Genomic DNA, 22,379 nt, shown 5'->3' on the forward strand with positions numbered 1-22,379 from the left:
CAGCGACTTTCGGGGCCAGGGACGGATAAACATCCCAGTAACGTCGGTGATACTACACCTACCGACCAGCCAGACCGAGGGATGCCTGCTCTCCCCTGACGGGACTTCACGGGACGGGACCCCGCACCCGCTGATACCGCGCGTCGGCGGCGTCCAATCGGTTTGTTCCCGCATCGGGAAGCATACATTTTTTACCCGACCGGCGGGAGATGAGCCCGATGGACGAAACGGCCACGCGAGTAGCGAAACTGGGCGTCCTAGTGAGCGTCGCAGGCGTGTTTCTGGCAGTCGGTCTGTGGGTGTATCTCGGCCTCGACCTCAGCCTCGGCCTCGCCGGTCCGGTGTTCGGCCTGGTGCTGTTGTTCTACGTCACCAACGACGTGTACACGACGCTCAGCGGCTGATTCTTTCCGCCGGGACGTAGCTGTCCCGGTGACTCCGCAGGTTCCGTTGTTGTTCACCGTGAAGGCTGCCGCCGACGGGACCGTCGCGGCGGCGGAGCGTCTCGACGACGGATTCGGCGTCATCAACGACATCTCGGAGTTCACGCCGCCGTCCCCCGACGCCGCCGCGCCGATCGAGGAGGCACAGGTCGCCTTGCGGGAGATTGGCTTCGACGACGTGGTCCGCGTCGTGGCCGAGGGGACGAACGCCGTCACCGAGAACGCCTTCCAGCGTCGGTCCCGGGCGGCTACGCGGGCAAGACCGCATCGACGGTGGCCGAGGCCGAACAGAAACTGGCGTAGGCGGCGCCGTGAGTCCGGTCGGCTACCGCCGCGGCGGCCGGACGACGAGTCGAGTACCACCCTGATTTTTCGGCGACGGCGGCGGCGGGTACTCCCCAGTCCGGACCGCTTTGTTACCACGTATAAATATAAGGTGACATCACTATCCGTTCGGACAGTCAACAGGAAGGCATGGATGGACAAACTATGGCGGAGTCACTCTCGAAACAGGAACTCGCACAGCGAGTCGTCAAACTGGAGGAACGGCTCGACTGTCTCGAGACGACGCTGACGGCCGTGACCGACGAGATAGACGGGGTCTCCCTCTCCAGTCAGTGCGGCCACTGCGAGAAGTCGCTGTTGCTCGTCAAGGACGAGACGCTGTATTGCCCGCACTGCAGCAACGGACATCCCCTGTAGCGGATGTCCTGACACATCTGGCGGGTACGGCGGTATGGAGCCTCCCAATCACGAGTGACGACCGAGAGCGGTCGGTGGGGGTGTCGAGTTCGCTCGGCTCCGGATTGAACGGTAGAACAGACGAAGCCGCCCAGCGGCGGACGGCTGCTCGCCTCACCGGGGCCGGCCGTCGCCGTCGGTCGCGACCGGTCGCTGAGTCTCAGCCAGCGTCGCCTCGAACGAGGCGACCGATGCGGACGCCCCGTCGAGGGCGCGCTGTTTCTCTATCTCGGCCGCGATGGCGTCGGTGACGCCCGGGTGGTCGAGCAGGGGGTCGGCGTAGGCCATACCGCCCCGGTCGAGTTCGAGCGCTTCGGGAATCCGCCGCTCGGTCGCCTCGCTACGGCCCAGGAACAGCGGGACCGCGACCGCGGAGTCGGTCGGGACGGTGTAGCGGGCGCACTCGACGGCCGGGTTCTGGAGGAGGTAACAGGTCACCACCGCCTCGTAGTCGGACTGGGCTTCCAGCCGGCTCGCGTGGTAGTCGGTCGTCTGTCGCTGGTAGGGGTCGGAGCTACTGCCGAAGCTCACCAGCACGAGCGACGCGTCGCCGTCGGGCTCGACCTCCGCTCCGGCCCGCTGTGCGAGTACGTCGGTTATCGCCGGGCTCTGGCCCGGCGGCTCGCAGTAGTGGACGGTGCCCGCGACGGCAGAGAGCGCGGCCGGAATCTCGTTTGTCGTGTCCCGCGTGTGCGCGGCGACCATCGGGACGGCGTACACCGTCTCGGCCGTCAGTGATTCGAGCTGGGGGGTGAGCTCGCGTACCGGCTCGTCCTCGTAGGTCGCTACTGCCACGGAGTCGACGTCGGTACGCGCGCGCAGTCTCGCCGCGTGTGTCTCCAGTAGGTCGTCGGAACCGGCCGCGTGCCGACCCACGAGGAGTATCGATTCGGTCGTCATGCCGTCGTCCCGTTGTACAACTTCATTTGGTTTACCCCAACTACTCTTGGGCTAGACGATGGTGGGGTCCGTCAAATAGGTTGCGGTGGGTCACCCCCGACAGGACTATGCCCGGACAGACGGAGACGGAGAGCGCGGTCAGTCCGGACCGTCGGTACGTACGGCGAGTACCGACAGGTCCGAGTAGGGCGTGTCGTCCCGACCGTCGCCACCGGCCGACGCCGCGAGGTCCCCCAGCGTCGTGCGGGTTATCGACTCGTCGTCGTGGGTGAGGCGTTCGAGGACGAGTGCCGAGAGCGACGGGTCCGCGCCGGAGTCGACCAGGTCGGCCGCGATATCGCCAGGCATCCAGTCGAACGGTCGCGGAAGCACGAGCAGATTCCGCTTGCCGGCGTGCTCGCGGAGGCGAGCGAGGTCCGACTCGACGGGGCCGCTCTTGTGCAGCGTCACGAACTCGGTGGCCTCCATCGGCGTCCGCGCGCGACTCGCCGCCACCTGCAGCGAGGAGATGCCCGGAATCACCCGAACCGGTCCGTCGACGGCCCGCTCTACCTTCCCGAGGAACTGATAGCCCGAGTGGTTCGGGTCGCCCATCAGCACCGCCGTCCCTCGCTCGCCGTCGGCGACCCGCTCGCCGAAGGCCGCAAGCGTCTCGCCCTCGTCGCGGTAGCCGCAGGTGAGCAGGTCTGCGTCGGTCTCGTCACGGACGAACTCGACGACGGTCTCGAAGCCGACGACGACGTCGGCCTCGGCGATGGCACGGCGCCCGCATCCGGTCAGGTACTCGACGTTCCCGGGGCCGATGCCGACGGCGTAGACCGGGTCGGTGGCGTCCGGCGGTTCAGGCGCCGCTGCGGCGAGGGTCGCGGGGTCTGGCCCCTCGTCGAGATCGTAGTCGTCGCTCATGGGTCGGTGGCCGCGGCTGTCCCGTCGGTTCCGAGGGCGACCGCGCCGTCGCGGGCGTCGCTCGCGACGTGGACGAGTTCGTTCGTCAGCCCCGCCGCGAGCCCGCTGCCGCCGCGGCGGCCGACGGTCGTGACGGCGGGGACGCCGTACTCGTCGGTGACTTCACGGACGCGCTCGCGGCTCTCGGCGGCCTTCACGAAGCCCACTGGCGTGGCGACGACGGCGGCGGGCCGGGTGCCGTCCTCGATGCAGTCAGCGAGCGCGAGCGCGGCGGTCGGCGCGTTGCCGACGACCGCGATGGCCCCGTCGTAGACGCCCATCTTGTCGAGTTCCAGCACCGAGGCGGCGGTGCGTGTCATCCCCGTCTCCGCGGCCAGCTCGGCCCCGTTGCCGATAGCCTTGCGCACCTCGCAGTCGTGTCCCCGGCCGGTGATACCCGCCTTGACCATCGTAATGTCGGTGACGATAGGCTGTTCGTCGCGCACGGCGCGGGCGCCGGCCCGGACGACGGCCGACGGCTCGGTTCCCGAGAACCGCACCAGATGTTGGAACTCCGGGTCCCCGGTGGCGTGGACCGACTTCTGGCGGATGCGGTCGGCCAGCGTCTCGTCGGGGACGAGTTCGCGCACGCGGTCCATGCTCGTCTCCGCGATGTCCATCGCGTCGCTCGTGGTCGCGCCGAGGTCGGCGTACTCCTCGAAATCATCGTCAGTCGCCGACGCGGCTTCACCGTCAGTCGTCATCGCTGGACACCCCCTGCGGGTCGGCGGCGCCGGCACGCGCCTCCAGGTCGCCGTCGACGGAGAGGTTCACGTCGCGGATGGCGTCCCGCATCTCGTCGCTGGCGTCCCAGAGCCCGCGGTCGATGGCCTCCAGCAGCGTGTCGGTGATGCTCTCCAGGGCCCACGGGTTCACGTCCGTGAGCCACTCCTGGCGGTCCTCGTCCAGCGCGTACCGCTCGGCCACGTCCTCCCAGAGCCGGTCGCTGACGACGCCCGTGGTCGCGTCCCACCCGAGCACCACGTCGACCGTCGTCGAGAGGTCGCCGGCGCCCTTGTAGTCGTGTTCCTCCATCGAGTCGAGCCACTCGGGGTTGAGCACGCGGGCCCGCATCGCCTTCCGGACCTTCTCCTCGTTGGTGTAGACGTCGACGTTGTCGGGGTCCGAGGAGTCGCCGACGTAGGAGGCCGGTTCGGTGCCCGATATCTCCGAGACGGCGCTGATGAAGCCGCCGTGGAACGCGTACCAGTCCGAAGAGTCGAACTCGTCCTGTTCGGCCGTGTCCTCGATTTTGACCGTCGCCTCCACGCTCCCGAGCCGGCGCTCGAAGGCCTCGTGGGCCTCGCTGACTTTCCCGCGGGAGCCCATGGCGTAACCGCCCCACTGGACGTACACGTCGGCGAGATCCGAGCGGTCGTCCCAGTTGCCCTCGTCGACGGCCTTGTTCGTCCCCGCGCCGTAGCCGCCGGGGCGCGTGGTGAACACGCGGGCTTTCGCCGCGCTCTCGGCGTCGCCCTCGTCCATGCCGTCGGCGACGAGGTCCTCGGTCTCCTCTTCGACGTGTTTCTTGACGTAGTTCATCTCGTGGGGCTCGTCGAGGTCGACCACGGCGTCGACGGCGTCGTGGACGACGCTCGCCGCGGCGGGGAAGGCGTCACGGAAGAGCCCGGAGACCCGCGTCGTCACGTCGATGCGCGGCCGGCCGAGTTCGTCGAGCGGAATCGGCTCCACGTCCTCGACGCGGCCGGCGTCGCTCCACACCGGTTCGACGCCCATCAGCGCCAGCACCTGTGCGATGGTCTCCCCGCGCGTGCGAACGGTAGGGGTCCCCCAGACGACGACGCCGATTTCCTCCGGGTAGTCCCCTTCGTCAGTCTCGTGGCGTTCAAGCACGCCCTCGGCCACCTCGCTGCCCACGTCCCAGGCGGTCTTGGCCGGCACCTTCCGCGGGTCCAGCGTGTAGAAGTTCCGGGCCGTCGGCAGCAGGTCGACGCCCCCTCTGGTGGGAGCGCCGGAGCCGCCCGGTGGGACGTACTCGCCGTTGAGCGCCTCGGCGGTGCGCGGTATCTCGTCCGCCGCGCCCGCGACTCGCGGCGCGGCCTCCTCGCAGATGTACGCGAGCGCCTCGCGTAGCCGGTCGTGGGCGCCCGAGGCCGCGCGGGCGTCCCCGAGCGGGTCGATATCGACCACGAGCAGGTTCATGTTGACTTCGCTACTGCTGTCTTCGAGTTCGCTCTCGGGCACGTCGAAGTCGTACTCGGCGAGCGTCTCGACCAGGTCGAGGCTCGTCTCGTGGACGCGGTCGGCGGCCTCGGCGTAGGTCATCCCGAGCGCCTCGTCGTACTCGCCGGGGGCGTTCCGGAGTTTGTCGTAGTCGACGCCGAGCACGCCGGCGACGCTCTCCCGCAGTGAGGGCGCGCCGGGGTTCTCCAGCCGGGTGAGCGCGACCAGATAGTCGACCAGGCGGTCCTCTGCGGGCGGCTCGCCCATCGTGTGGAGCCCCTTGCGAATCTGGGTGGTCTTCACGTCCGTGAGGTACTCGTGGACGCGCTCTACGAGCGTGTCGATGTCCACGTCGTCGCCGTCGACCTCGCCCTCCGCCAGCGTCGAGCCGGCTTCGTCCGGGCCGCGCACGTCCGCTTTCTCGTCGATGTCGCCGGCGACGCCGAGTTCGACGGCCAGGTCCATCTCGTCGACGACCTTGCGGATTCGCTCCGCGAGGTGCTCGCCGTCGTCGGTCCGGGCGTCCTCCATGCCGGCCTCGCGGTAGCGGTCCGCGAGTTCCTCCAGGTCGGCCAGGTCGTCGTAGGTGCCGGCGTTGGCCATCACCGGCGTCAGGTAGTCGACGATAGCGGCGTAGGACCGACGCTTGGCCTGGGTCCCCTCGCCGGGGTTGTTGACGATGTAGGGGTAGACGTTCGGGATGTCGTCGATGAGCTGGTCGGGCGCGCTCTCGCCGTCCAGCCCGACGGTCTTGCCCGGCAGCCACTCCAGGCTGCCGTGGGTGCCCAGGTGGACCACCGCGTCGGCCTCGTAGCCGTTGCGGAGCCAGCGGTAGAAGGCGACGTAGTCGTGGGGCGGCTGGAGGTCAGAGTCGTGGTACACCTTCGAGGGGTCCATCCCGAAGCCCCGGGGCGGTTGGACCGTGACGAGCACGTTCCCGAACTCGACGCCCGGGATGGCGAAGGGGCGCTCGGGCGGGTCGCCCCACTCCTCGACGACGTTCTCCCGGAAGCCCGCATCGAGCGCGTCGAACCACTCGCCGTACTGCGCCGGCGAGACGGTGTCGACGCTCAGCTCGCGCACGTCCTCGGGGGCGACCCAGCGGTCCTCAAGGGTGAGCTGTGCGGTCAGGCGCTCGACGAGGGACTGCCCGCTGTCGGGCATCGTCGGGCCGGTGCTGTAGCCGCGGGCGTCCAGTTCCTCCAGCAGGTTCACCGTGCTCTCGGGCGAGTCCAGCCCGAAGGCGGTGCCGATGCCGTCGTCGCTTGGCGGGTAGTTGTGGAGGACGACGGCCACCTGCTTGTCCTCGTTGGGCGTGTGTCTCAGTTCGGCCCAGTTGACCGCCAGACGGGCCGCGTGGTCGACCCGGTCGTCGATGGGGAAGTGCTGTTTGGGGGCGCTCCCGATGTCGGCGGCGTCCTCGGTGCGTTCCTTCCCAGAAATCGGATGGGTGATGACGTTGCCGTCGAACTCCGGCAGAGCGACCGACAAGGCGAGTTCGAACCCCATTACGCCGGTGTCACTCGAATCGTACCGCGAGCGCGAGCGCATCGTCGTCACGGTCTGGATGACCGGGACGCCCAGCTTATCCAGGAACACGTCCTCGGCGCTCTGGCCCTCGTCGTCGGCGTCGCGGCCGCGCTCGTCCATCGACAGCGAGAACATGAACGATGAGCAGACGGCGTCCACGGTCGGGTTGCCGTCGGCGTCGATAAGCCACTCCTCGGTCACTTGCTCGGCGTTCCACTGGCCCTCGGCGTCGGTCGCCGGCTCGCAGAAGATAGGTAGGGCGTTTGCCCCCTGGGCCTCGATGGCCCGGACCTGCGCGTCGACGTAGCGGGTGTTCTCGTGTGTCCAGTGGGACTCGTAGAACCACACCGCGACGGTCGGTTTGGCGGGGTCGAACGTCGAACGCAGCTCCTCGTAGCTCGCGCCGGGGTGGTCGGGGTGGTAGACCCCTTCGGTCGGGAGCGCGACGGGGTCGTCGTAGCCCGGGTCGGCGTCGCCGTACTCGCCGACGAGATAGCGCAGGCAGTTCGCCACGTTGCTCGCGCCCCCCTTCTCCAGGTAGTCGTAGACGGTCTCCCGGTGTTCCTCGGGGACCGACGTGTCCTCGTAGGCGAAGGCGTCGCCGGTGGCTTTGACCACGAGCGGGACGCCGGCCTCGCGCAGGCGTTCGACGGCCCGCTCGTAGCCGGGCATGCTGTCCTCGGCCCCGTGGAGCCAGAGGACAACGGCGGTCGCGTCCGTCAGTTCCTCGACGAACGACTCGACTGCGGGTTCGTCGTCGAGGTCGCTCTCCGAGCGGACGACGAGGTCGGCGTCGACCTCGCCCGCCGCCCGCTGGACGGCCCCGAGTTCGTTCTCCGTCGCGGTGTAGAGTCCGAGCTGTGGCATAAGGTTATTAAAACTCCGTTGTGGCTAGTACAACTATGGTTGATTTCGCTGCGGACAAAAAGGCTTCGGGCTTCCGGGGGGTGGTCGGCCAGCGCGACCTCAAGCAGGGGCTGCTCGCCGTCGCGGCCGACGACGACCTCGACGGCCTGCTGATTCGCGGCGAGAAGGGGACCGCAAAGTCCACGGCGGTGCGCGGGCTGGCCGAAATGCTGCCCGACCAGCGGGCCGTCGCGGACTGCCCCTACGGCTGTCCGCCCGACGACCCCGACGCGCAGTGTTCGGACTGCCGGGGGCGGGCGGACCCGCCCGTCGAGACGCGCGCCGCGCCGCTCGTGACACTGCCCCTGGGCGCCACCCGGGACCGCGTCGTCGGGACCCTCTCGGTTTCGGACGCGATGGACGGCGAGGCGACGTTCGACCCCGGCTTGCTCGCCCGCGCCAATCGCGGGATACTGTACGTCGACGAGGTGAACCTGCTCGACGACCACCTCGTCGACGTGTTGCTCGACGCCGCGGCCGGCGGCGTCAACCGCGTCGAGCGCGACGGGGTCACCGTCTCCCACCCCGCCGAGTTCACGCTCGTCGGCACGATGAACCCCGAGGAGGGGGACCTCCGGCCACAGCTCCGTGACCGCTTCGCCCTCCAGACCGAGGTCACGGCGTGTGACGACATCGAGGACCGCGTCGCCATCATCGACGGCGCGCTCGACGGGCGCGACGACGGCGGCCGGGAGTCTGAAGCGTCCGCGGGTCGCCCGGCGGAGGAGCGACTCGCCACGGCCAGGGAGCGGCTCCCCGAGGTGACGCTGGCCCGGGAGTTCCGCGAGGAGATAGCGGAGCTCTGCCGGGACGCCGGACTCGACGGCCACCGCGGCGACATCGCGACCGCCCGGGCAGCCCGCGCCTTCGCCGCGCTCGACGACCGGACCACCGTCCTCCAGTCGGACGTCGAGCGCGCCGCTGAGTTCGCGTTGCCCCACCGGCTCCAGTCCGAGCCCTTCGAGTCGCCCCCGGAGCTCGACGACGTGCTGGACGACCACTTCGAGGACGACAGCGACGAGACGGACGAGTCGGATGCGGAGAGCGGAGAGGAGGGAGACGAGGCGGACGGCGATGACGGGTCGGCCGAGGGTGAGGGAAACGAGACCGGCGCAGACGGGGACGGAGAGGCCGAGCCTGGAGAGGGCGACGCCGAGCGCGACCAGTCGCCCGAGAGTGAGGGAGAAGCGCCCGACGCCGCCGAGGACGGCGACGCGGGAAACGGTCCGGCACCGGAGCCGGCCGAGGCGGGCGACGGGGAGACCGGTAACAGCGGCGGGGAGGACAGCGACGGGGAAAGCGACGACGGCGACAGTGAGGATGGCAACGAGGACGCGACACCCCTGCTCCCTGGCCAGTCGCGGGCCGGTGTCGGTGACAGCGCGAGCCCGGAAGTCGAGCCTCCGGCGGTCGACGCCGACGGCGGCCCATCGAGCGGCCGCGCGACGGCCACCGGCACCACTCGCGGGGCCTCGGTCCGGACCGAGCGGGCGGGCCCCGACGACGACGTGGACGCGGCGGCCTCGGTCAGAGCCGCCGCACAGCGGGGGGCCGACGAGGTCGGCTCACGGGACCTCCGCCAGTCCGTGCGGGCCGGCGACGCCGGCACGCTCGTCGTCTTCGCCGTCGACGCCAGCGCGTCGATGCGCCCGGCGATGCGAACGGCGAAAGGCTGCGTGCTGGAGCTGCTGAAAGACGCCTACCAGGCCCGCGACGAGGTGGCGGTCGTCACGTTCGCGGGCGACGGCGCCGACGTGGTGCTCCCGCCGACGAACAGCGTCTCGCTCGCGGCGCGACACCTCAAGGAGCTCCCGACCGGGGACCGGACGCCCCTGCCCGCGGGACTGACGACCGCGGCCGAGGTGGTGACACAGGCGGACCCCGACGCCGCCGTCGCCGTCGTCGTCACCGACGGCCGGGCGAACGCGGCTGACGGGAGCCCGGTCGACGGAACCCGCGAGGCGGCTCGGCGGCTCGGCGCGGTCGCCGACCGGACCGTGGTCGTCGACGCCGGGACGGAGGAACGGGCCGCCCTCACCGGAGCCGTCGCCGAGGCCACCGACGGGTCTGTCGTCCCCCTGTCGGCGCTCAGCGCCGAGCGAATCGACGCCGCCGCGGGGCAGTAAGCGCCCCCGACCAAGCGCTGTGGGTCGCAAGTTTTACAATCTAACTTGTTCAATAGACAAGTAGAATTTCAATGCAGGCCGAGACTGACACCGTCCGTCGACGCGTCGACATCGCCACCAGCACCCTCTCGGGCACCCAGATGGCCCTCGGACTGGGCCTCCTGGCCGCTCTCGCGTTCACGCTCCTGTTCGTCCAGGACCCGATGGTCCACGACTCGCTCCACAACTTCAGGCACGGCGCCGGCATCACCTGCCACTGATGGCGACCGACTACCTCACCCGCGGGGCGCTCTCGGGCGCGGCCGGCGGGCTGGTGTACGGCCTGTTCCAGGCGACCGTCGGTAACAGCTTCGTCGCCGGGCTGGAGACGTTCGAGTCGGGACACGGCCACGGCGCCGGCCCGGCCGTCGACGGCGTCACGACGGCGGCGGTCAGCGTCGGCGGCGGCGTCCTCTGGGGGCTGCTGTTCGGCATCGCGGTGTTCGGGGTGGGCTACTACTTCCTCGAACCCGCGCTCCCGGGGACGGGCGCGACGAAGCGGCTGGCGCTCGCGGCCGCCGGCTTTCTCACCGTCTCGGGCGCGCCGTGGCTCGTCCTCCCGCCCCAGCCCCCGGGGGTCGAGCAGGCGCTCCCGACCGAGACGCGCATGCTCTGGTACGGCGGCCTGATGGCGCTTGGCGCGCTCGTCGCCGGCCTGTGCGTGTCCTCATATCGACGAACCGGGGACCGACATCCGGCGATAACGGCCGTCGCAACGGCACTGCCGCTCGCTCTGCTCGCCGTCCCGGTCGCCCTCGCTCCGGCGAACCCCGTCACCGGCCCCGTGCCGGCGGCGCTGGCGACGGCGTACCGGTGGACCGTCGTCGTCGGCCAGATGGGACTGTGGGCGACTGTCGCCGCCGTCCACGCCCGGCTGGGCGACCCCGCGCTCGTCACCGACGGGACGGAGTTCGCGGCGACGGCCGACTGACCCGGCGTACCGAACCGTCGGGATTCGCGGTGACGCACCTCTTTTCCAGCTGATAGCCGCCGGTCTATGCTACTGAACGGGCGTGAGAGCCGCTCGCGGACAGGTATCGGGTGATACCTGAGCCGCGACTGCGGCTGTCGGGCCGCCGTCGGTTCAGTCAGAACCGCCCCTGGGACGGCTGAAAGGGTCGCCACAGCTAGATTTAGGGCCGCCTAAAGTTCGACGGGTTTTTATTGTATTAGGCTGGCCTAAAACACATGCGACCAACCAGACGGAAGCTGCTGACGGCGGCCGGGGCGGCGCTCACCGGCGCCGTCGCCGGGTGTAGTAGCGGCGACGAAGAGACCACCGCGACGGGGACGGCCACCGGGACGCCGACCGGCGGGCAGACACAGGACGGCGCCTCGATGAGCGCGTCCGTCGAGACAGCCGTCGCGGCCGAGTGGAACGCGATGCGGGCCCGCATCTGGGACGCCCACGCGGCGGGGCTCGCGGGTGCGACCGACTCTGGCGCGACCGTCGCCCAGTCGACCTTTGCCCGCTTCGAGAACGCCGGGGGCGAGTACGGGGCCCACGAGATGCTGGAGTCGACGAGCGAGCAGAGCTACGAGGGCTTCGAGGAGGCGCTCGGGGCGCTGCGCGAGGGGCTCGAAGCGGGCGACATGGAAGCGGCCGGCGAGGCGGCGAACTCGGCGAGCACGCATCTGTCCAACGCCCAGTGGTCCCTGCTGAGCGGGGCGGCCGCGGAGCTGTTCGAACTGCAGTTGCTCGGCGCCACGGCGCAGAACGCCGGCTTCCTGGCGGCGTCGGGCAACCTAGACGCGGCGGGCACCGTCGCGTCGAACGTCGCGAGCCGGTTCGAGTCGTCGCCGGTGTACGACAGCCTCGAATCGGCCGAGGGCGACGCCTACGACCGCTTCGAGAGCGCCCTCTCGTCGGCCAGTTCAGCCGCCGACAGCGGCGACGCGGCGGCGGTCCAGTCGGCCGCCGACGACGCCTTCAGTGCGGCCATCGACGGGAGCTACGCCCTCGCCGGTGACGAAATCGTCGCCGGGACCGGCCACATGGCCACGCTCCAGGCCCGAGGGCGGGACGCCGCCACGGTCGGGTCGATGGGCGGCCCCTCGACCGACTACGCCCACGCGGCCGCGCTGACGATATACCGGGCGCGGGCCTACGACTGCCACTGGCTCGCCGCCCGCGGCGAGAGCGAGCAGGCGGCGACGATGGCCGGCGACATCTTCGCCCACTTCGAGGGCGCGAACGCACACGAAGCGCTCGAATCGGCCGACGAAGCGGCGTACGAGTCCTTCGAGACCGGGCTGTCGGAGCTCAAGACCGCAATCGAGAACGGGAACAGTTCGGCCGTCGACAGCGCGGTCGAAACCGTCGATTCGAGCCTCGTGACTGGCGTCGAGGCGCTGGCCGGCGCCGACGCCCCCCTGCTGGAAGCGGCCTTCTTCCGGGCGCGCTTCGCCGACGCCTACGAGCTGTACCAGTTCGGGGAGAGCGACGTCGCCGCGACCGTCGCGGAGTCGCTGTTCCAGCGCTTCGAGCAGAACGAACTGGACTTCCACGAGACCGTCGAGGACACCAGCGAACAGCTCTACACCAGCTTCGAGGAGGAGCACCTCAGCGGCCTCATCGACGCCTTCGAGAACGCGAACGACGGCGACGTCGAGACCCACTACGAGGGCGTCAACTCGACGCTGCTCTCGTTCGAGACGGAGGCCGGGACCGCGGCGACGGTCAGCGGGGCCGAGGGGGCCTACATGGCCGCCCGCGGCTCCGACGCCGCGGCGGTCGACGCGCTCGGAGAGGACAGCCGCGCACAGGCCATCGCACAGAGCGCGTTCCAGCACTTCGAGGGCGGCGCCGGCGGCTTCCACGAGGCGCTGGAAGACGCCGACGAGTCGGTGTACGAGTCCTTCGAGACCGAACTCGGGGCAATCGGCACCGCGGCCGGCGACGGCGACGCCGTCTACCCCGCCGCGAAGTCGTTCAACGCAGAGGCGCTGTCGGCCATCTACGCGGTCGTCGGCGCCGGCGGCGGCACTCAGGGCGCGGCGGCCGCGGTGATGCAGGACGTGTTCGCCCACTTCGAGGCGGCGCGCGTCCACGAACTCATCGAGGACGCCGACCACAACGCCTACGAGACCTTCGAGGGCGGGCTCGACGCCTACATCACCGCACTGGAGGACGGGGGCGACGTCGAGGCGGCCGCGGACACGTTCGCCGACGGCGCCCAGTACGCGGAGTTCGCGCTCGTCGACAGCGTCGAATCGCTGCCGCTCGACCTCGACCTCGCGGGCGGGGCCGGGGGGGCGAGCGAGGGCGGCGAGAGTGGCGGCGAGTCCGACCTGACGGGCGGCCCGAACGTCGCCGACGGGAGCCCGAGCGACGCCGACCACGTCGTCGACATGAACGCGGTCGCCTTCGAGCCCGCCGACCTCACCGTCTCGCAGGGCGACACCGTCGCCTGGGTCCACAGCGCCGGGGAGCCTCACTCGGTGACCGCTTACGGCGAGGAGATTCCGGACGGGGCGACGTACTGGGCGTCGGGCGGGTTCGATTCCGAGGACGCCGCCCGGAGCGGCTGGGAGAACGGCGAGGGCGCGGTGCAGTCCGGTCAGTACTACACTCACACCTTCGAGACGACCGGGACCCACCAGTACTGCTGTATCCCCCACGAGGCGGCGGGGATGACAGGCAGCGTCACGGTCGAGTAGGCGACCGTCAGCTCGCGCCGGCCTGGCAGTTCCGGACCTCCTCGACGAACGCCAGGAAGTTGTCGAACAGCCGTTTGGCCTCGCGGGCGGCCTCGTAGTTGTCGTCCGTAATGTCCGCCAGGACGGACTCGATTCGCTGGTCGGAGAGTTCGTCTTTTCCCCGTGTGACCGACCGGGCGGTGGCCATGTCGTACTCGGGGTGGAACTGCACCGCGAAGACGCGGTCCTTGCGGAAGCCGTGGATGCCGTAGTCGTTCCTGGCGAAGACGGTTGCGCCGGGCGGTGCCTCGGCGACGTGGTCGGAGTGGGTCGTGAAGACGGTCAGCCGGTCGTCGAGCCCGTCGAGCAGCCTGTTGTCCCCGTCCTGTTCGACCGTGCGGTAGCCGATTTCGTACTCGCCCATGCTCCGGACGCGCCCGCCCATGACATCGGCGAGCAGCTGGTGGCCGTAACAGACCCCAAGCGCCGGCAACCCCGCCTCGACGGCCTCGCCCACCCAGGTCTTCAGCCGGCCGATCCACTCCCGGTCCCAGTACACCGACGCCCACGAGCCGGTCACCACGAACCCGTCGTAGCGGAAGTCGGGCGGCACCTCGCCGGACGGGCAGTGGAACACGTCCAGGTCCGCATCGAGTTCGCGGCGGAAGTTCTCCCGTGTCTCGTCGGCCGCCTGGGCCGCGTTCAGCAGCGCGAGACGCATGTGACAGCCTTCCGGCCGCCGGCTGAATACCCCACCAGTCGTGTCAAAACTTGCCAGACCCCGTCGACAGCGCTACGTGGGTCGACACTGCGGGCCTGTGGCCGCACGTTCGGCCCTACAACAGTTGTCGGCGGCGCTCACTCCTCGACCGGGAACGCCTCGTGAAGCACGTCGTGGGCCTCGCCCAGGCCCGAGAGGACGTCCTCGCCCTGGGCGGTGATGCGGCTCACGGCCCGTTCGGCGTCCCGCACGGCGACGAGTCGGCCGCGCATGTAGTCGTACTCGTCCGTCTCCTCGTCGGTGCGGGCGATTTCCTCTTCGAGGTCCACCAGCGCGGCGTCGAGGTGGCGCTCTATGGCGGACAGCGTCTCCGCGTTCGCCAGCGCCTCGATGGGACCGGACAGGTGCCCCTCCAGCTCGGCTTCCGCGTGCTGGCGCGCGTGGTCGTCTTCGGTACCGAGAACGTTCATGAGGCCCAGTCGGAGGGCCTCGATTTCGTAGCAGCTCATATGTGTCAGTGTTCCTCGTCGTACTTACAGCGTCTGGTCGACCAGTTCGCTCACGATGCGGTCGCGGTCCAGGTGGTCGCCGACGATGTCGTCGGCGTCGTCCGCGCCGACGCCGCCGTACCAGACGCCGTCGGGGTAGACCGCGACCATCGGCCCCTCGCCACAGCGGCCCAGGCAGGACGACCGCGTGATGCGGGCGTCGCAGTGGTCGCTGTCGCGGACGGCCTGGCGCAGGCGCTCCAGGACCGCCGGCGCGCCGTCGGCGGCACACGTCTGGTTGGTACAGACCGCGACGTGTTTCTCGGGTGCGTCGTGGACGTGTGGATCGTCGGCGACATCCTCGCGGTCCTCGTGTTCGGCCTGGTGGGTCAGCGCCCGCAACATCGCGCGGGCGCCGCCGGTGTCGTCCTCGTAGCCGTCGAGTTCGACCTTGTACTTGCAGGTGTCACAGGACATCTCGACGCTGCCGGTCCGGGCCTCCTGCCAGCGGTCCCCCAGCACGTCGAGCAGCCGCGGGTCGGTCCCGAGGGGCTCGCCGAAGCCGGCGTCGACGTAGGGGTACTCGTCGTCGAACTCGCGGGCGCCGTCCTTGATGCGGCCCGTCAGCACGCCGTCGCCGAGCATGTACGGCAAAACGACGACGGCGTCGGGGCGGGTCTTTGCCACGTCGTGGAGCGTCTCGGAAAGGAGCGGCTCGGTGACGCCGATGAAGGAGGCGTCGACGCGAGAGAACTCACGGCCCTCGTACAGCAGGCGGGCGAGCTTGTGAACGTCGGCGTTGGCGTCGGGGTCAGACGAGCCCCGCGCGCAGACGACCACCGCCACGTCGTCGTCCTCCCGGTCGACGCCCAGCTCGGCCTCGACGGCGGCCGCGCGGTCGTCGAGCAGCGAGAGCAGGGCGGGGTGGACCCCCAGGTGCGCGCCGTTGTTGATGGTGAGCTCCGGGTGCCGTTCCCGGGCCTGCGTGACGGCGAGAGGCACGTCGTTTTTGACGTGGCTCGCGGCAAAGAGCGAGAGGTGGACGACCGACACCTGCGAGACGGTCGCCGCCAGCCCCGAGATGGCCTCGTCGATGGCCGGCTCGGCGAGTTCGAGGAAGGCGGCGTCGACGGGGATGCCGAGCCGGCCTTCGAGGGACGCGGCCAGCTCGCGGACCTGCTCGTTTGACTTCTCCCGGCGGGAGCCGTGTCCCGCGAGCAGGATAGCCTCGTCGTCGAGGCCCTCGGGGGCGGTGGTGGCTTCGCTCATCTGACTCGCTCGATGCTCCGGCGGAGCTTGCGGCGACGGCTCGGGGCGAAGAGCCCGGACGATTCGCTGCCCTCGTAGAGCCACTCGCCGACGGCGGGGACGGCGTCGTCGTCGACGCCGAACCAGTACCCCGAGGAGGCCTCGCTGGGGTCGTCGTACGGCGCCACGACCGGGACCTCGTCCAGCAGCGACTGGACGGTCCGGAGGAGCTCGCGGCTCTCGTGGACGAAGGACAGCCCCACCGCGTCGTCGTCGGACTTGAAGCAGACCGTGCCACAGCCCTCGACGAGTCCGCGGAGCAGCTGGCGGTCGTAGTCGGCCAGGGTGTCCAGCCGGTAGCCCCCGGACTCGCCCTCGAAGGGGAGCCCGAGCGCGCCGCTGGCCCGCTCGCCGAGCGGCCCGACAACCTGGACCGTGTACTCCTCCTCCCGGCGGGTAATCGAGGTGTCGTGGGCGTAGGGGCGCTCGACGATGCGCTGGTCGGTCCGCTCGGCGCCGGCGATGGTCGCCAGCCGCCGGGCCGCCGTCTCGTCGGCCGTCCGAACGGTGACGCAGTTCTCGTCGCAGTCGCCGTCGCCAGCCACGCGGCCCCAGAAGTACGCCGTCTCCGGGTGGGCCGCCAGCATGTCGCCGGGCGGGCCGGTCTCGATGCTCACGGCTCGGCCTCCCCCAGCGGCTGGCTCCGCGGGGCGTCGGTCCCGGCGTCCTCGACGGTGATGGCGTCCAGCGGGCAGGCGGCGGCCGCCTGCTCGGCGTCGTCGCGGCGGTCGTCGTCGAAGGTCCCGGCGATGGCGTGGGCGTCGTCAACCTCGATGGCCGCCAGCCCGTCGGACGCCTCGACGAAGCGGTCGTCCCGGACCAGACAGGCGAAGACGCCGTCGCAGGCCTCGCGGTCGATAGTGACTGTATACATTGTCAGTAATCGTATTTCGTCTCGTAGCCACGGGGCGTGACCATCCGGTCGTCCCAGACGTAGGTGTCCTCGTTGCCGACCAACAGCGTGGTCGTCATGTCCACGAGGTCGGTCTCGCCCAGCTCGGGGAGCTCCTGCAGCTCGACGATCTCGACCTGCTCGTCCTCGCGGCCGGCGGCGTGGACGACGCCGACAGGGGTCTCGGGGTCCCGGTGTTCGAGCAGTATCTCACAGCACTTCTGGTAGTTCTCGCGTCGCTTTCGGCTCCACGGGTTGTAGATGCTGATGGTGAAGCCCTCCTTGGCGGTCGCGTGGAGCCGCGACTCGATGGTCGGCATGTCCGTGAGGTGGTCCGACAGCGAAATCGAGACCGTATCGTTGACCAGGGGCGCGCCGACCCGCGCGGCACAGGACTGGGCCGCGGGGACGCCGGGCACCACGTCGAAGTCGAGCATCGACGCCGTCGCGCCCTTGGACTCAATGATTTCGAGCGCGAGCCCGGCCAGCGCATAGACGTTCGGGTCGCCGCTCCCGATGATGGCCACGTCGTTGCCCGCGAGGGCCCGGTCGATAGCCTCCTCCGTTCGGGAGACCTCGCCGCACATCGGCGTGTTGTAGATATCCTCGGCCCCCTCGACGACCTCGTCGGGGAGCAGTTCAACGTAGGTTGTATAACCGACGATGTGCTCGGCATCGAGCAGGGCCGAGCGCGCTCTCGCGGTCATGCCGTCGGGCTGGCCGGGACCGAGGCCGACGGCGACGAACCGCCCGGGGTCGGCCTCGAAGTCGTCGACGGTCGCGCCGACCTCCTCCTCGTCGCTGGAGGCCCCACAGGAGCTCCCGGAGGAGTCGGAGTCGCTCGCGCCGCACTTCGAGCCGGTGTCGGCCGCCGCGTCGGTGGTTGTCCCGTCGGTCGATGCGCCACATTTCGATTCGGTGGACTCGGTGTTGTCGGTGCTCATGGTTCAGAAATCCTCCACGTCACGCCCGCCCCGCGGGGTGACGAGGAACTCGCGGTAGTCGTTATCCCAGACCTCGGTCTCGTGGGTGCCGACGACGATGGACGACCCCATCCCGCCGACCTCCTCGCTGTGGTCCGGCAGTTCGCCCAGCGTGGTGATGGTCTCGACCTCGTCGTCGAGATTCCGGCCGGCGCTGCCCCGTCCGGCGTCGTTGACGATGGCCGCGGGCACGTCGTCGGCCCGCTCCTCGCGGAGGACCTCAACGGCCCGCTCGTAGTCGCGCCAGCAGTTGTACAGCACGACGACGAAGCCGCTGATGGCCGCCGCGCGGAGCTTCTCCGCTATCTCGTCCCAGCCGCGCCACTTGTCCGACAGCGAAATCGTACAGAAGTCGTTCGACAGCGGCGCGCCGAGATTCGCGGCCCCGGAGAGGGCGGCTGTCACGCCGGGAACGATTTCGATGGGCACGTCGTCGGCCTCGTCCGCCTCGGCCATCTTGAACAGCAGGTCGGACTTCCCGTAGACGTTCGGGTCGCCGCCGGAGACGTGGGCCACGTCCTCGCCGGCCCGGACCCGCTCGAAGGCCGCCCGGGCGAGTTCGACCTGTTTGCCCATCGACGAGCGGATGAGGGTCTGGCGGCTCCCGTCGGGCCGCTCCAGGACGGTCCCTTCCTCGTCGGCCACCTCGCTGTCGTCCGAGACATCCTCGATGGCGGCCGATTCCGGCGGGAGCGTCCCGTCTTTGCGGAGGAACTCCTGGTAGAGGTTCGAGGCGACGACCGTATCTGCGGTCCGGATGACGTCGCTCGCCCGCTGGGTCATGTGATGGGGGAGTCCGGGACCGATACCGACGACGTAGAGCGTACCGTAGTCGTCGGGCCGTTCCGCCGTCCCGTCGGCCGCGGACTCGGCGACACCGCCGTGGTCGCTACTCATCGGCTACCGCCACCGCTCCGACAGTCGTACTGTGGGACATAGCGAATGCAACGTAGCTTTCGCATAAAACAATTTTGCTTGTTTTACTGCAAGCTAGCCTTCTGTGGTGACAGAGGAAACTGGTTTCCGGCCGTGACGGGTGGGGTGGGTATGGAAATCGTCGTCGAGGACCCACAGCGCACCGGCGGAATCACGACCTACCAGCCGGCCCAGTACAGCTACGACGGGGAGACGGAGATGTGGTCGCTCCGGCTCACCGACGGTGGCCGCGAGGTCGAACGGCTGATACCCAGGGAGCGGGTCGTCTACATCGAGGACGAACCGGTCACCGACCGATAGCGACCGTCACCGCTTCGTCGTAGCGGGTCTTCTCGGCCAGCAGGTCGTGCTCGCGGCCGCCGGCGATGGCGCTGGCCTCGGCGATGCCGGGCCAGCCGATGAGCTCCTTCGAGCGGGAGGGGGTCGGCCCCTCGAACTCCTCCAGAGTCCCCTTCTCGAAGGCGACGACGCCCAGGTCCCAGGCCTCGGCGGCGGCGAGCATGCCGTCCTCGTCGGCCTTGCGGGTGCCCGTCGCCACGAACTCCACGTCCGAGCGGTCGAGGCCCGCCTCGTCCAGCGCGGCGTCCCACGCGGCGTGGAACTGCTCGACGTCGGCGCCGGCGACGGAGCCACAGCCCAGGACGACGCCGTCGTCGCCGTTTCGCTTGAGGACGCTCACGTCGTCGTCGACCAGGACCGCCTTCGGCCCGTCGAGGCGCTCGACCGGCCCGAGTTCGTCGTCGAGCACGGCGAGGTTCGTCGCGACCGTCGAGTCGCCGTTGACGACGTGGGCGTCGAGGGCTTTGGCCTGCTTCTCGACGCCCTGCTTGCCCGCGGCCTCGCTCGCGGTCGTCATCGCCGGCACCGCGCCCATGCTCGCGAGGTCGTCGGCGACCTGGTTCGCGCCGTGGTGGCCGCCGGTGATGGGGATGGCCCAGGTGAGCTCCTCGTCGACGACGCAGATGGCCGGGTCGTCCCACTTGTCGTCGAGCAGGTGGGCCGTCTTGCGCATCGCGATGCCGCTTGCCATCAGGCCGACGAAGCAGTCGTACTCGCCCCAGTGTTCCTCGAACACGTCGCCGTGGTACTCGACGATGTCGATGGACTCGTAGCGGTCGCCGATACCGTCGACGATGTCCTCGGCGGTGTCCATCTTGCGCTCGAAGGCGACGATAGCTATATCCTCCGCGACCTCCCCGTCGGAGTCGGGCGCTTTGCAACTGTTCGAACCGGAGTCGGAGTCGCTGTCAGTGCTCATTAATCGTCTGCCTCCTGCGATGTGTCGTCCCCGCTACCACCACTGGCCCACTCGCCATACAGGAACGAGCGCTCGTAGTCCTCCCCGCCCACCGCATCGCCGATGATGACCATCGCCGAGGCCCGATACCCCGCGTCCTCGACTTTCGCACCGATGGTCTCGATGGTCCCCTCGATGACCTCCTCGTCGGGCCAGGAGGCGTGGTACACCGCCGCGACGGGCGTCTCGGGGTCGTGGCCGTCCGCGACGAGGCGCTCCATCGTCTCGCTGACGGCGTGGGTCCCGAGGTAGATACACGTCGTCACGTCGCCCATCCCGACGAAGTCGGAGATGTGGTCCTCCTCCTCGGTCAGCGTCTTGCCCTGCGGGCGGGTGAAGGCGACGTGGTTGGCGACCTCGTTCAGCGTCAGCTGGGTCCGCATCGTCGCGCTGGCGGCGAAGGCGCTGGTGACGCCGGGAACGATGTAGGTCGGGACGCCCTCGTGTTCCAGAGCGTCCATCTGTTCCAGCGCGGCGCCGTAGATAGCTGGGTCGCCGCTGTGGAGCCGGACGACGGTGTCGCCGGCCTCGTAGGCGTCCCGCATCAGTGGAATCAGCTCCTCCAGGTCCTTCCCGATGGAGGAGACGGTCTCGGCGTCGGCGCAGTACTCCTCCAGCAGTTCGCTGTTGACCAGCGAGCCGGCGTGGACCACGAGGTCGGCGTCGGCCAGCAGGTCGCGGCCCGCGACCGTCAGGAGCCGGGGGTCGCCCGGGCCGGCACCCACGAAGGGGATGCCCTCCTGCTCGTCGCCCGCGCTGTGGTCGTAGACGCGGTCGTCGCGGTCGGTCGCGACGGCGTCGATAGCGTCCTGCGGGTCGGTCTCCTGGGTGCGCTCGTCGGTCATTCTCGCACCTCGTCGCCACAGAGGGCGGCCTCGGAGCGCTCCTGTCGGGCGATGCTCGCCGCCCCGCCGTCGGAGATGACCCCCGCGCTATCGACCCCTTCGAGGAAGGCGTCGGTGGCCTGCTCGACCCGGGCGTCTGGCTTCTCGGCGTAGGCCAGCGTGTAGTAGTCCCGCTCGCCTATCTCGGCGGGGTCGTCGGTCACTACGGTCTCGCCCTGCTCCATGAACAGCCGTCGGCCGTAGGTCACGTCGTAGCCCGCCTCGACCAGCCCCGCGTGGGTCGCGGGCGCGTCGGTCACCTTGAACAGAATCATCCGGTCGGGCCCCGTCGGCGCGACGCCGCCGTCGGCCTCCCGCAGCGCCAGGCTCGACCCCGCGGTGACCTCGACGCCCAGCGCCGTCGCGAATGCCGTCACCGCGCTCACGCCGGGGACGACCTCCAGGTCGACCTCGGGGTGGAACGCGGCCAGCGTCCGCCGGAGGTGACCGAAGGTCGAGTAGACGTTCGGGTCCCCCAGCGTGACGAACGCGGCGTCGCCCTCGCGGGCCCGCGGGGCGATTTCGGCCGCGGCCTCTTTCCAGGCCGAGCGCAGTTTCTCCTCGTCGCGCGTCATCGGGAAGTCGAGGTCGCCGATGCGCTCCTCGGGGACGTGTTTGGTCGCGACAGTCCGCGAGAGCCGACCCGGCGAGTAGACCACGTCGGCGTTTTCGAGGGCGCGCTTGCCCCGAACCGTCACTAGGTCCGCCTGGCCGGGCCCGAGGCCGACGCCGTAGAGAGTCATCGGTCGCCCCCCTGTGACTCGGCCGGCCTCCCGCCGTCGGCCGCGACCGCCTCGCTCGCACTGCCGACGAGCATGTAGACGGGGTTCTCCGAATCGAAGCTCGTCGCCCCGGCCAGCTCGTAACCGTGGCTCACCTGGAACTGGAGGACCTCCTCCAGCAGGTCCCGGTCACGGAAGGCCTGGGTCGCCGCGCCGGCGACCTCCAGCCGGGAGACGTTCATCACGACGCGGTCGATACCGGTCTCGGCGGCGTGGTCGAGGACGGCCTCGTAGTTGCGGCTGCCGCCCAGGAAGAGCGCGTCGGCGTCGGCCGGGAGCCCCTCGGGCGCCTCGGCCTCCCGCAGGGTAACGTCGGCCTCGGTGTCGTTCGCGGCCAGGTTCTTCTCCGTCACTTCGAGCCGCTCCGGTTTCCGTTCGAGCGCGGTGACCTCGCCCGCGCGTCGGGCCGCCTCGACGGTGACGGCGCCGGTACAGGAGCCGACCTCGACGAAGTGGTCCGACGGGCCGAGCGCGAGCTTGCTCGCGAGGACCGCCCGGACCTCCGGCTTCGTCGGCCCGGCTTTCGCGTCGTGGGGCAACGAGACGTGTGCCATGCGCAGTATAAACTCACGTGGGGCATAAATCAATTGTGCTTGTACTACACCAACCCTCGTTGTCTTATCGGCGATTTCTCC

At 69.9% G+C, this 22,379-nt stretch carries 23 protein-coding genes; 7 read left to right on the top strand and 16 right to left on the bottom strand.

All coding sequences use genetic code 11. The annotated features are described in order from the left end of the window. The first annotated feature begins 218 nt into the window (after positions 1-218). Complete coding sequence (locus NJQ98_RS06405; RefSeq protein ID WP_262177127.1) at positions 219-404, top strand: hypothetical protein; 186 nt, start codon at positions 219-221, stop codon at positions 402-404. On the opposite strand, the gene NJQ98_RS06410 is transcribed toward NJQ98_RS06405, so the two are convergent. Further along, on the bottom strand, positions 394-711 hold the full coding sequence (locus tag NJQ98_RS06410; protein ID WP_262177129.1) for a hypothetical protein: 318 nt from the start codon (positions 709-711) through the stop codon (positions 394-396). The two genes, NJQ98_RS06405 and NJQ98_RS06410, sit on opposite strands and share 11 nt — an antisense overlap. Before the next feature lie 206 nt (positions 712-917). On the opposite strand from NJQ98_RS06410, the gene NJQ98_RS06415 reads away from it, so the two are divergent. Continuing rightward, complete coding sequence (locus NJQ98_RS06415; RefSeq protein ID WP_262177130.1) at positions 918-1,145, top strand: hypothetical protein; 228 nt, start codon at positions 918-920, stop codon at positions 1,143-1,145. 153 nt (positions 1,146-1,298) lie between these two features. Here the strand turns inward: NJQ98_RS06415 and NJQ98_RS06420 are convergent, their stop codons facing one another. From NJQ98_RS06420 to cobN, 4 genes are all read right to left on the bottom strand, one after another. After that, a complete protein-coding gene (locus NJQ98_RS06420) occupies positions 1,299-2,084 on the bottom strand; it encodes a CbiX/SirB N-terminal domain-containing protein (RefSeq protein WP_262177132.1) in 786 nt (261 codons plus the stop codon). Positions 2,085-2,222: 138 nt separating this feature from the next. Then, on the bottom strand, positions 2,223-2,990 hold the full coding sequence (locus tag NJQ98_RS06425) for a cobalt-precorrin-7 (C(5))-methyltransferase (RefSeq protein WP_262177133.1): 768 nt from the start codon (positions 2,988-2,990) through the stop codon (positions 2,223-2,225). Further along, positions 2,987-3,733, bottom strand: a complete 747-nt coding sequence (locus tag NJQ98_RS06430) for a precorrin-8X methylmutase (protein WP_262177135.1) — start codon at positions 3,731-3,733, stop codon at positions 2,987-2,989. Before NJQ98_RS06430 ends, NJQ98_RS06425 begins: the two co-directional genes overlap by 4 nt. Further along, entirely contained in the window at positions 3,723-7,610 is a 3,888-nt protein-coding gene (gene cobN / locus NJQ98_RS06435; RefSeq protein WP_262177136.1) for a cobaltochelatase subunit CobN, read from the bottom strand. Before cobN ends, NJQ98_RS06430 begins: the two co-directional genes overlap by 11 nt. 35 nt (positions 7,611-7,645) lie before the next feature. On the opposite strand from cobN, the gene NJQ98_RS06440 reads away from it, so the two are divergent. From NJQ98_RS06440 to NJQ98_RS06455, 4 genes are all read left to right on the top strand, one after another. Beyond that, positions 7,646-9,775: a VWA domain-containing protein gene (locus tag NJQ98_RS06440; RefSeq protein ID WP_262177138.1), complete on the top strand. Its 2,130-nt coding sequence runs from the start codon at positions 7,646-7,648 to the stop codon at positions 9,773-9,775. A gap of 71 nt (positions 9,776-9,846) precedes the next feature. Next, positions 9,847-10,035 carry a CbtB domain-containing protein gene (locus NJQ98_RS06445; protein ID WP_262177139.1) on the top strand — a complete coding sequence of 63 codons (189 nt, stop codon included), beginning with the start codon at positions 9,847-9,849 and terminating at the stop codon, positions 10,033-10,035. Next, positions 10,035-10,745: a CbtA family protein gene (locus NJQ98_RS06450; RefSeq protein WP_262177141.1), complete on the top strand. Its 711-nt coding sequence runs from the start codon at positions 10,035-10,037 to the stop codon at positions 10,743-10,745. Before NJQ98_RS06445 ends, NJQ98_RS06450 begins: the two co-directional genes overlap by 1 nt. 257 nt (positions 10,746-11,002) lie before the next feature. Then, positions 11,003-13,474 carry a DUF5059 domain-containing protein gene (locus NJQ98_RS06455; RefSeq protein WP_262177143.1) on the top strand — a complete coding sequence of 824 codons (2,472 nt, stop codon included), beginning with the start codon at positions 11,003-11,005 and terminating at the stop codon, positions 13,472-13,474. A 7-nt stretch (positions 13,475-13,481) separates the two neighbouring features. Here NJQ98_RS06455 and NJQ98_RS06460 read toward each other — a convergent pair whose 3' ends face one another. The 7 genes from NJQ98_RS06460 to NJQ98_RS06490 all read right to left on the bottom strand — a co-directional run bounded on the left by NJQ98_RS06460 (position 13,482) and on the right by NJQ98_RS06490 (position 18,742). Then, positions 13,482-14,174, bottom strand: a complete 693-nt coding sequence (locus NJQ98_RS06460) for a type 1 glutamine amidotransferase (protein WP_262177145.1) — start codon at positions 14,172-14,174, stop codon at positions 13,482-13,484. Positions 14,175-14,311: 137 nt separating this feature from the next. After that, a complete protein-coding gene (locus NJQ98_RS06465) occupies positions 14,312-14,683 on the bottom strand; it encodes a DUF3209 family protein (RefSeq protein WP_262177147.1) in 372 nt (123 codons plus the stop codon). Positions 14,684-14,707: 24 nt separating this feature from the next. Next, positions 14,708-15,931: a CbiX/SirB N-terminal domain-containing protein gene (locus NJQ98_RS06470; RefSeq protein ID WP_262177149.1), complete on the bottom strand. Its 1,224-nt coding sequence runs from the start codon at positions 15,929-15,931 to the stop codon at positions 14,708-14,710. Next, a complete protein-coding gene (locus tag NJQ98_RS06475) occupies positions 15,928-16,587 on the bottom strand; it encodes a cobalamin biosynthesis protein (RefSeq protein WP_262177150.1) in 660 nt (219 codons plus the stop codon). Before NJQ98_RS06475 ends, NJQ98_RS06470 begins: the two co-directional genes overlap by 4 nt. Next, on the bottom strand, positions 16,584-16,844 hold the full coding sequence (locus NJQ98_RS06480; RefSeq protein ID WP_262177152.1) for a ferredoxin: 261 nt from the start codon (positions 16,842-16,844) through the stop codon (positions 16,584-16,586). Before NJQ98_RS06480 ends, NJQ98_RS06475 begins: the two co-directional genes overlap by 4 nt. Before the next feature lie 2 nt (positions 16,845-16,846). Beyond that, the gene (gene cobJ, locus NJQ98_RS06485) at positions 16,847-17,806 is read right to left on the bottom strand and encodes a precorrin-3B C(17)-methyltransferase (protein ID WP_262177154.1); all 960 of its coding nucleotides are present in this window, start codon (positions 17,804-17,806) and stop codon (positions 16,847-16,849) included. 3 nt (positions 17,807-17,809) lie between these two features. Continuing rightward, on the bottom strand, positions 17,810-18,742 hold the full coding sequence (locus NJQ98_RS06490; protein WP_262177155.1) for a precorrin-3B C(17)-methyltransferase: 933 nt from the start codon (positions 18,740-18,742) through the stop codon (positions 17,810-17,812). A gap of 150 nt (positions 18,743-18,892) precedes the next feature. On the opposite strand from NJQ98_RS06490, the gene NJQ98_RS06495 reads away from it, so the two are divergent. Further along, a complete protein-coding gene (locus NJQ98_RS06495) occupies positions 18,893-19,081 on the top strand; it encodes a hypothetical protein (RefSeq protein WP_262177157.1) in 189 nt (62 codons plus the stop codon). On the opposite strand, the gene cbiG is transcribed toward NJQ98_RS06495, so the two are convergent. Genes cbiG through cbiT form a run of 4 tightly spaced genes read right to left on the bottom strand, consistent with a single transcriptional unit; the run spans position 19,068 to position 22,298 of the window. After that, positions 19,068-20,039 (bottom strand): cobalt-precorrin 5A hydrolase, encoded by a 972-nt coding sequence (gene cbiG / locus NJQ98_RS06500; RefSeq protein ID WP_262177158.1) that lies wholly within the window; start codon positions 20,037-20,039, stop codon positions 19,068-19,070. The genes NJQ98_RS06495 and cbiG overlap by 14 nt on opposite strands. Next, the gene (locus tag NJQ98_RS06505) at positions 20,039-20,923 is read right to left on the bottom strand and encodes a cobalt-precorrin-4/precorrin-4 C(11)-methyltransferase (RefSeq protein ID WP_262177160.1); all 885 of its coding nucleotides are present in this window, start codon (positions 20,921-20,923) and stop codon (positions 20,039-20,041) included. Before NJQ98_RS06505 ends, cbiG begins: the two co-directional genes overlap by 1 nt. Continuing rightward, complete coding sequence (locus NJQ98_RS06510; protein ID WP_262177161.1) at positions 20,920-21,705, bottom strand: cobalt-factor II C(20)-methyltransferase; 786 nt, start codon at positions 21,703-21,705, stop codon at positions 20,920-20,922. The genes NJQ98_RS06505 and NJQ98_RS06510 overlap by 4 nt, the downstream gene beginning before the upstream one ends. Continuing rightward, positions 21,702-22,298 carry a precorrin-6Y C5,15-methyltransferase (decarboxylating) subunit CbiT gene (gene cbiT, locus NJQ98_RS06515; RefSeq protein WP_262177163.1) on the bottom strand — a complete coding sequence of 199 codons (597 nt, stop codon included), beginning with the start codon at positions 22,296-22,298 and terminating at the stop codon, positions 21,702-21,704. The genes NJQ98_RS06510 and cbiT overlap by 4 nt, the downstream gene beginning before the upstream one ends. Positions 22,299-22,379: the final 81 nt, after the last annotated feature.

The sequence above is a fragment of the Haloarcula laminariae genome, from assembly GCF_025457605.1.
In the GTDB taxonomy this organism is placed as follows: Archaea; Halobacteriota; Halobacteria; order Halobacteriales; family Haloarculaceae; genus Haloarcula; species Haloarcula laminariae.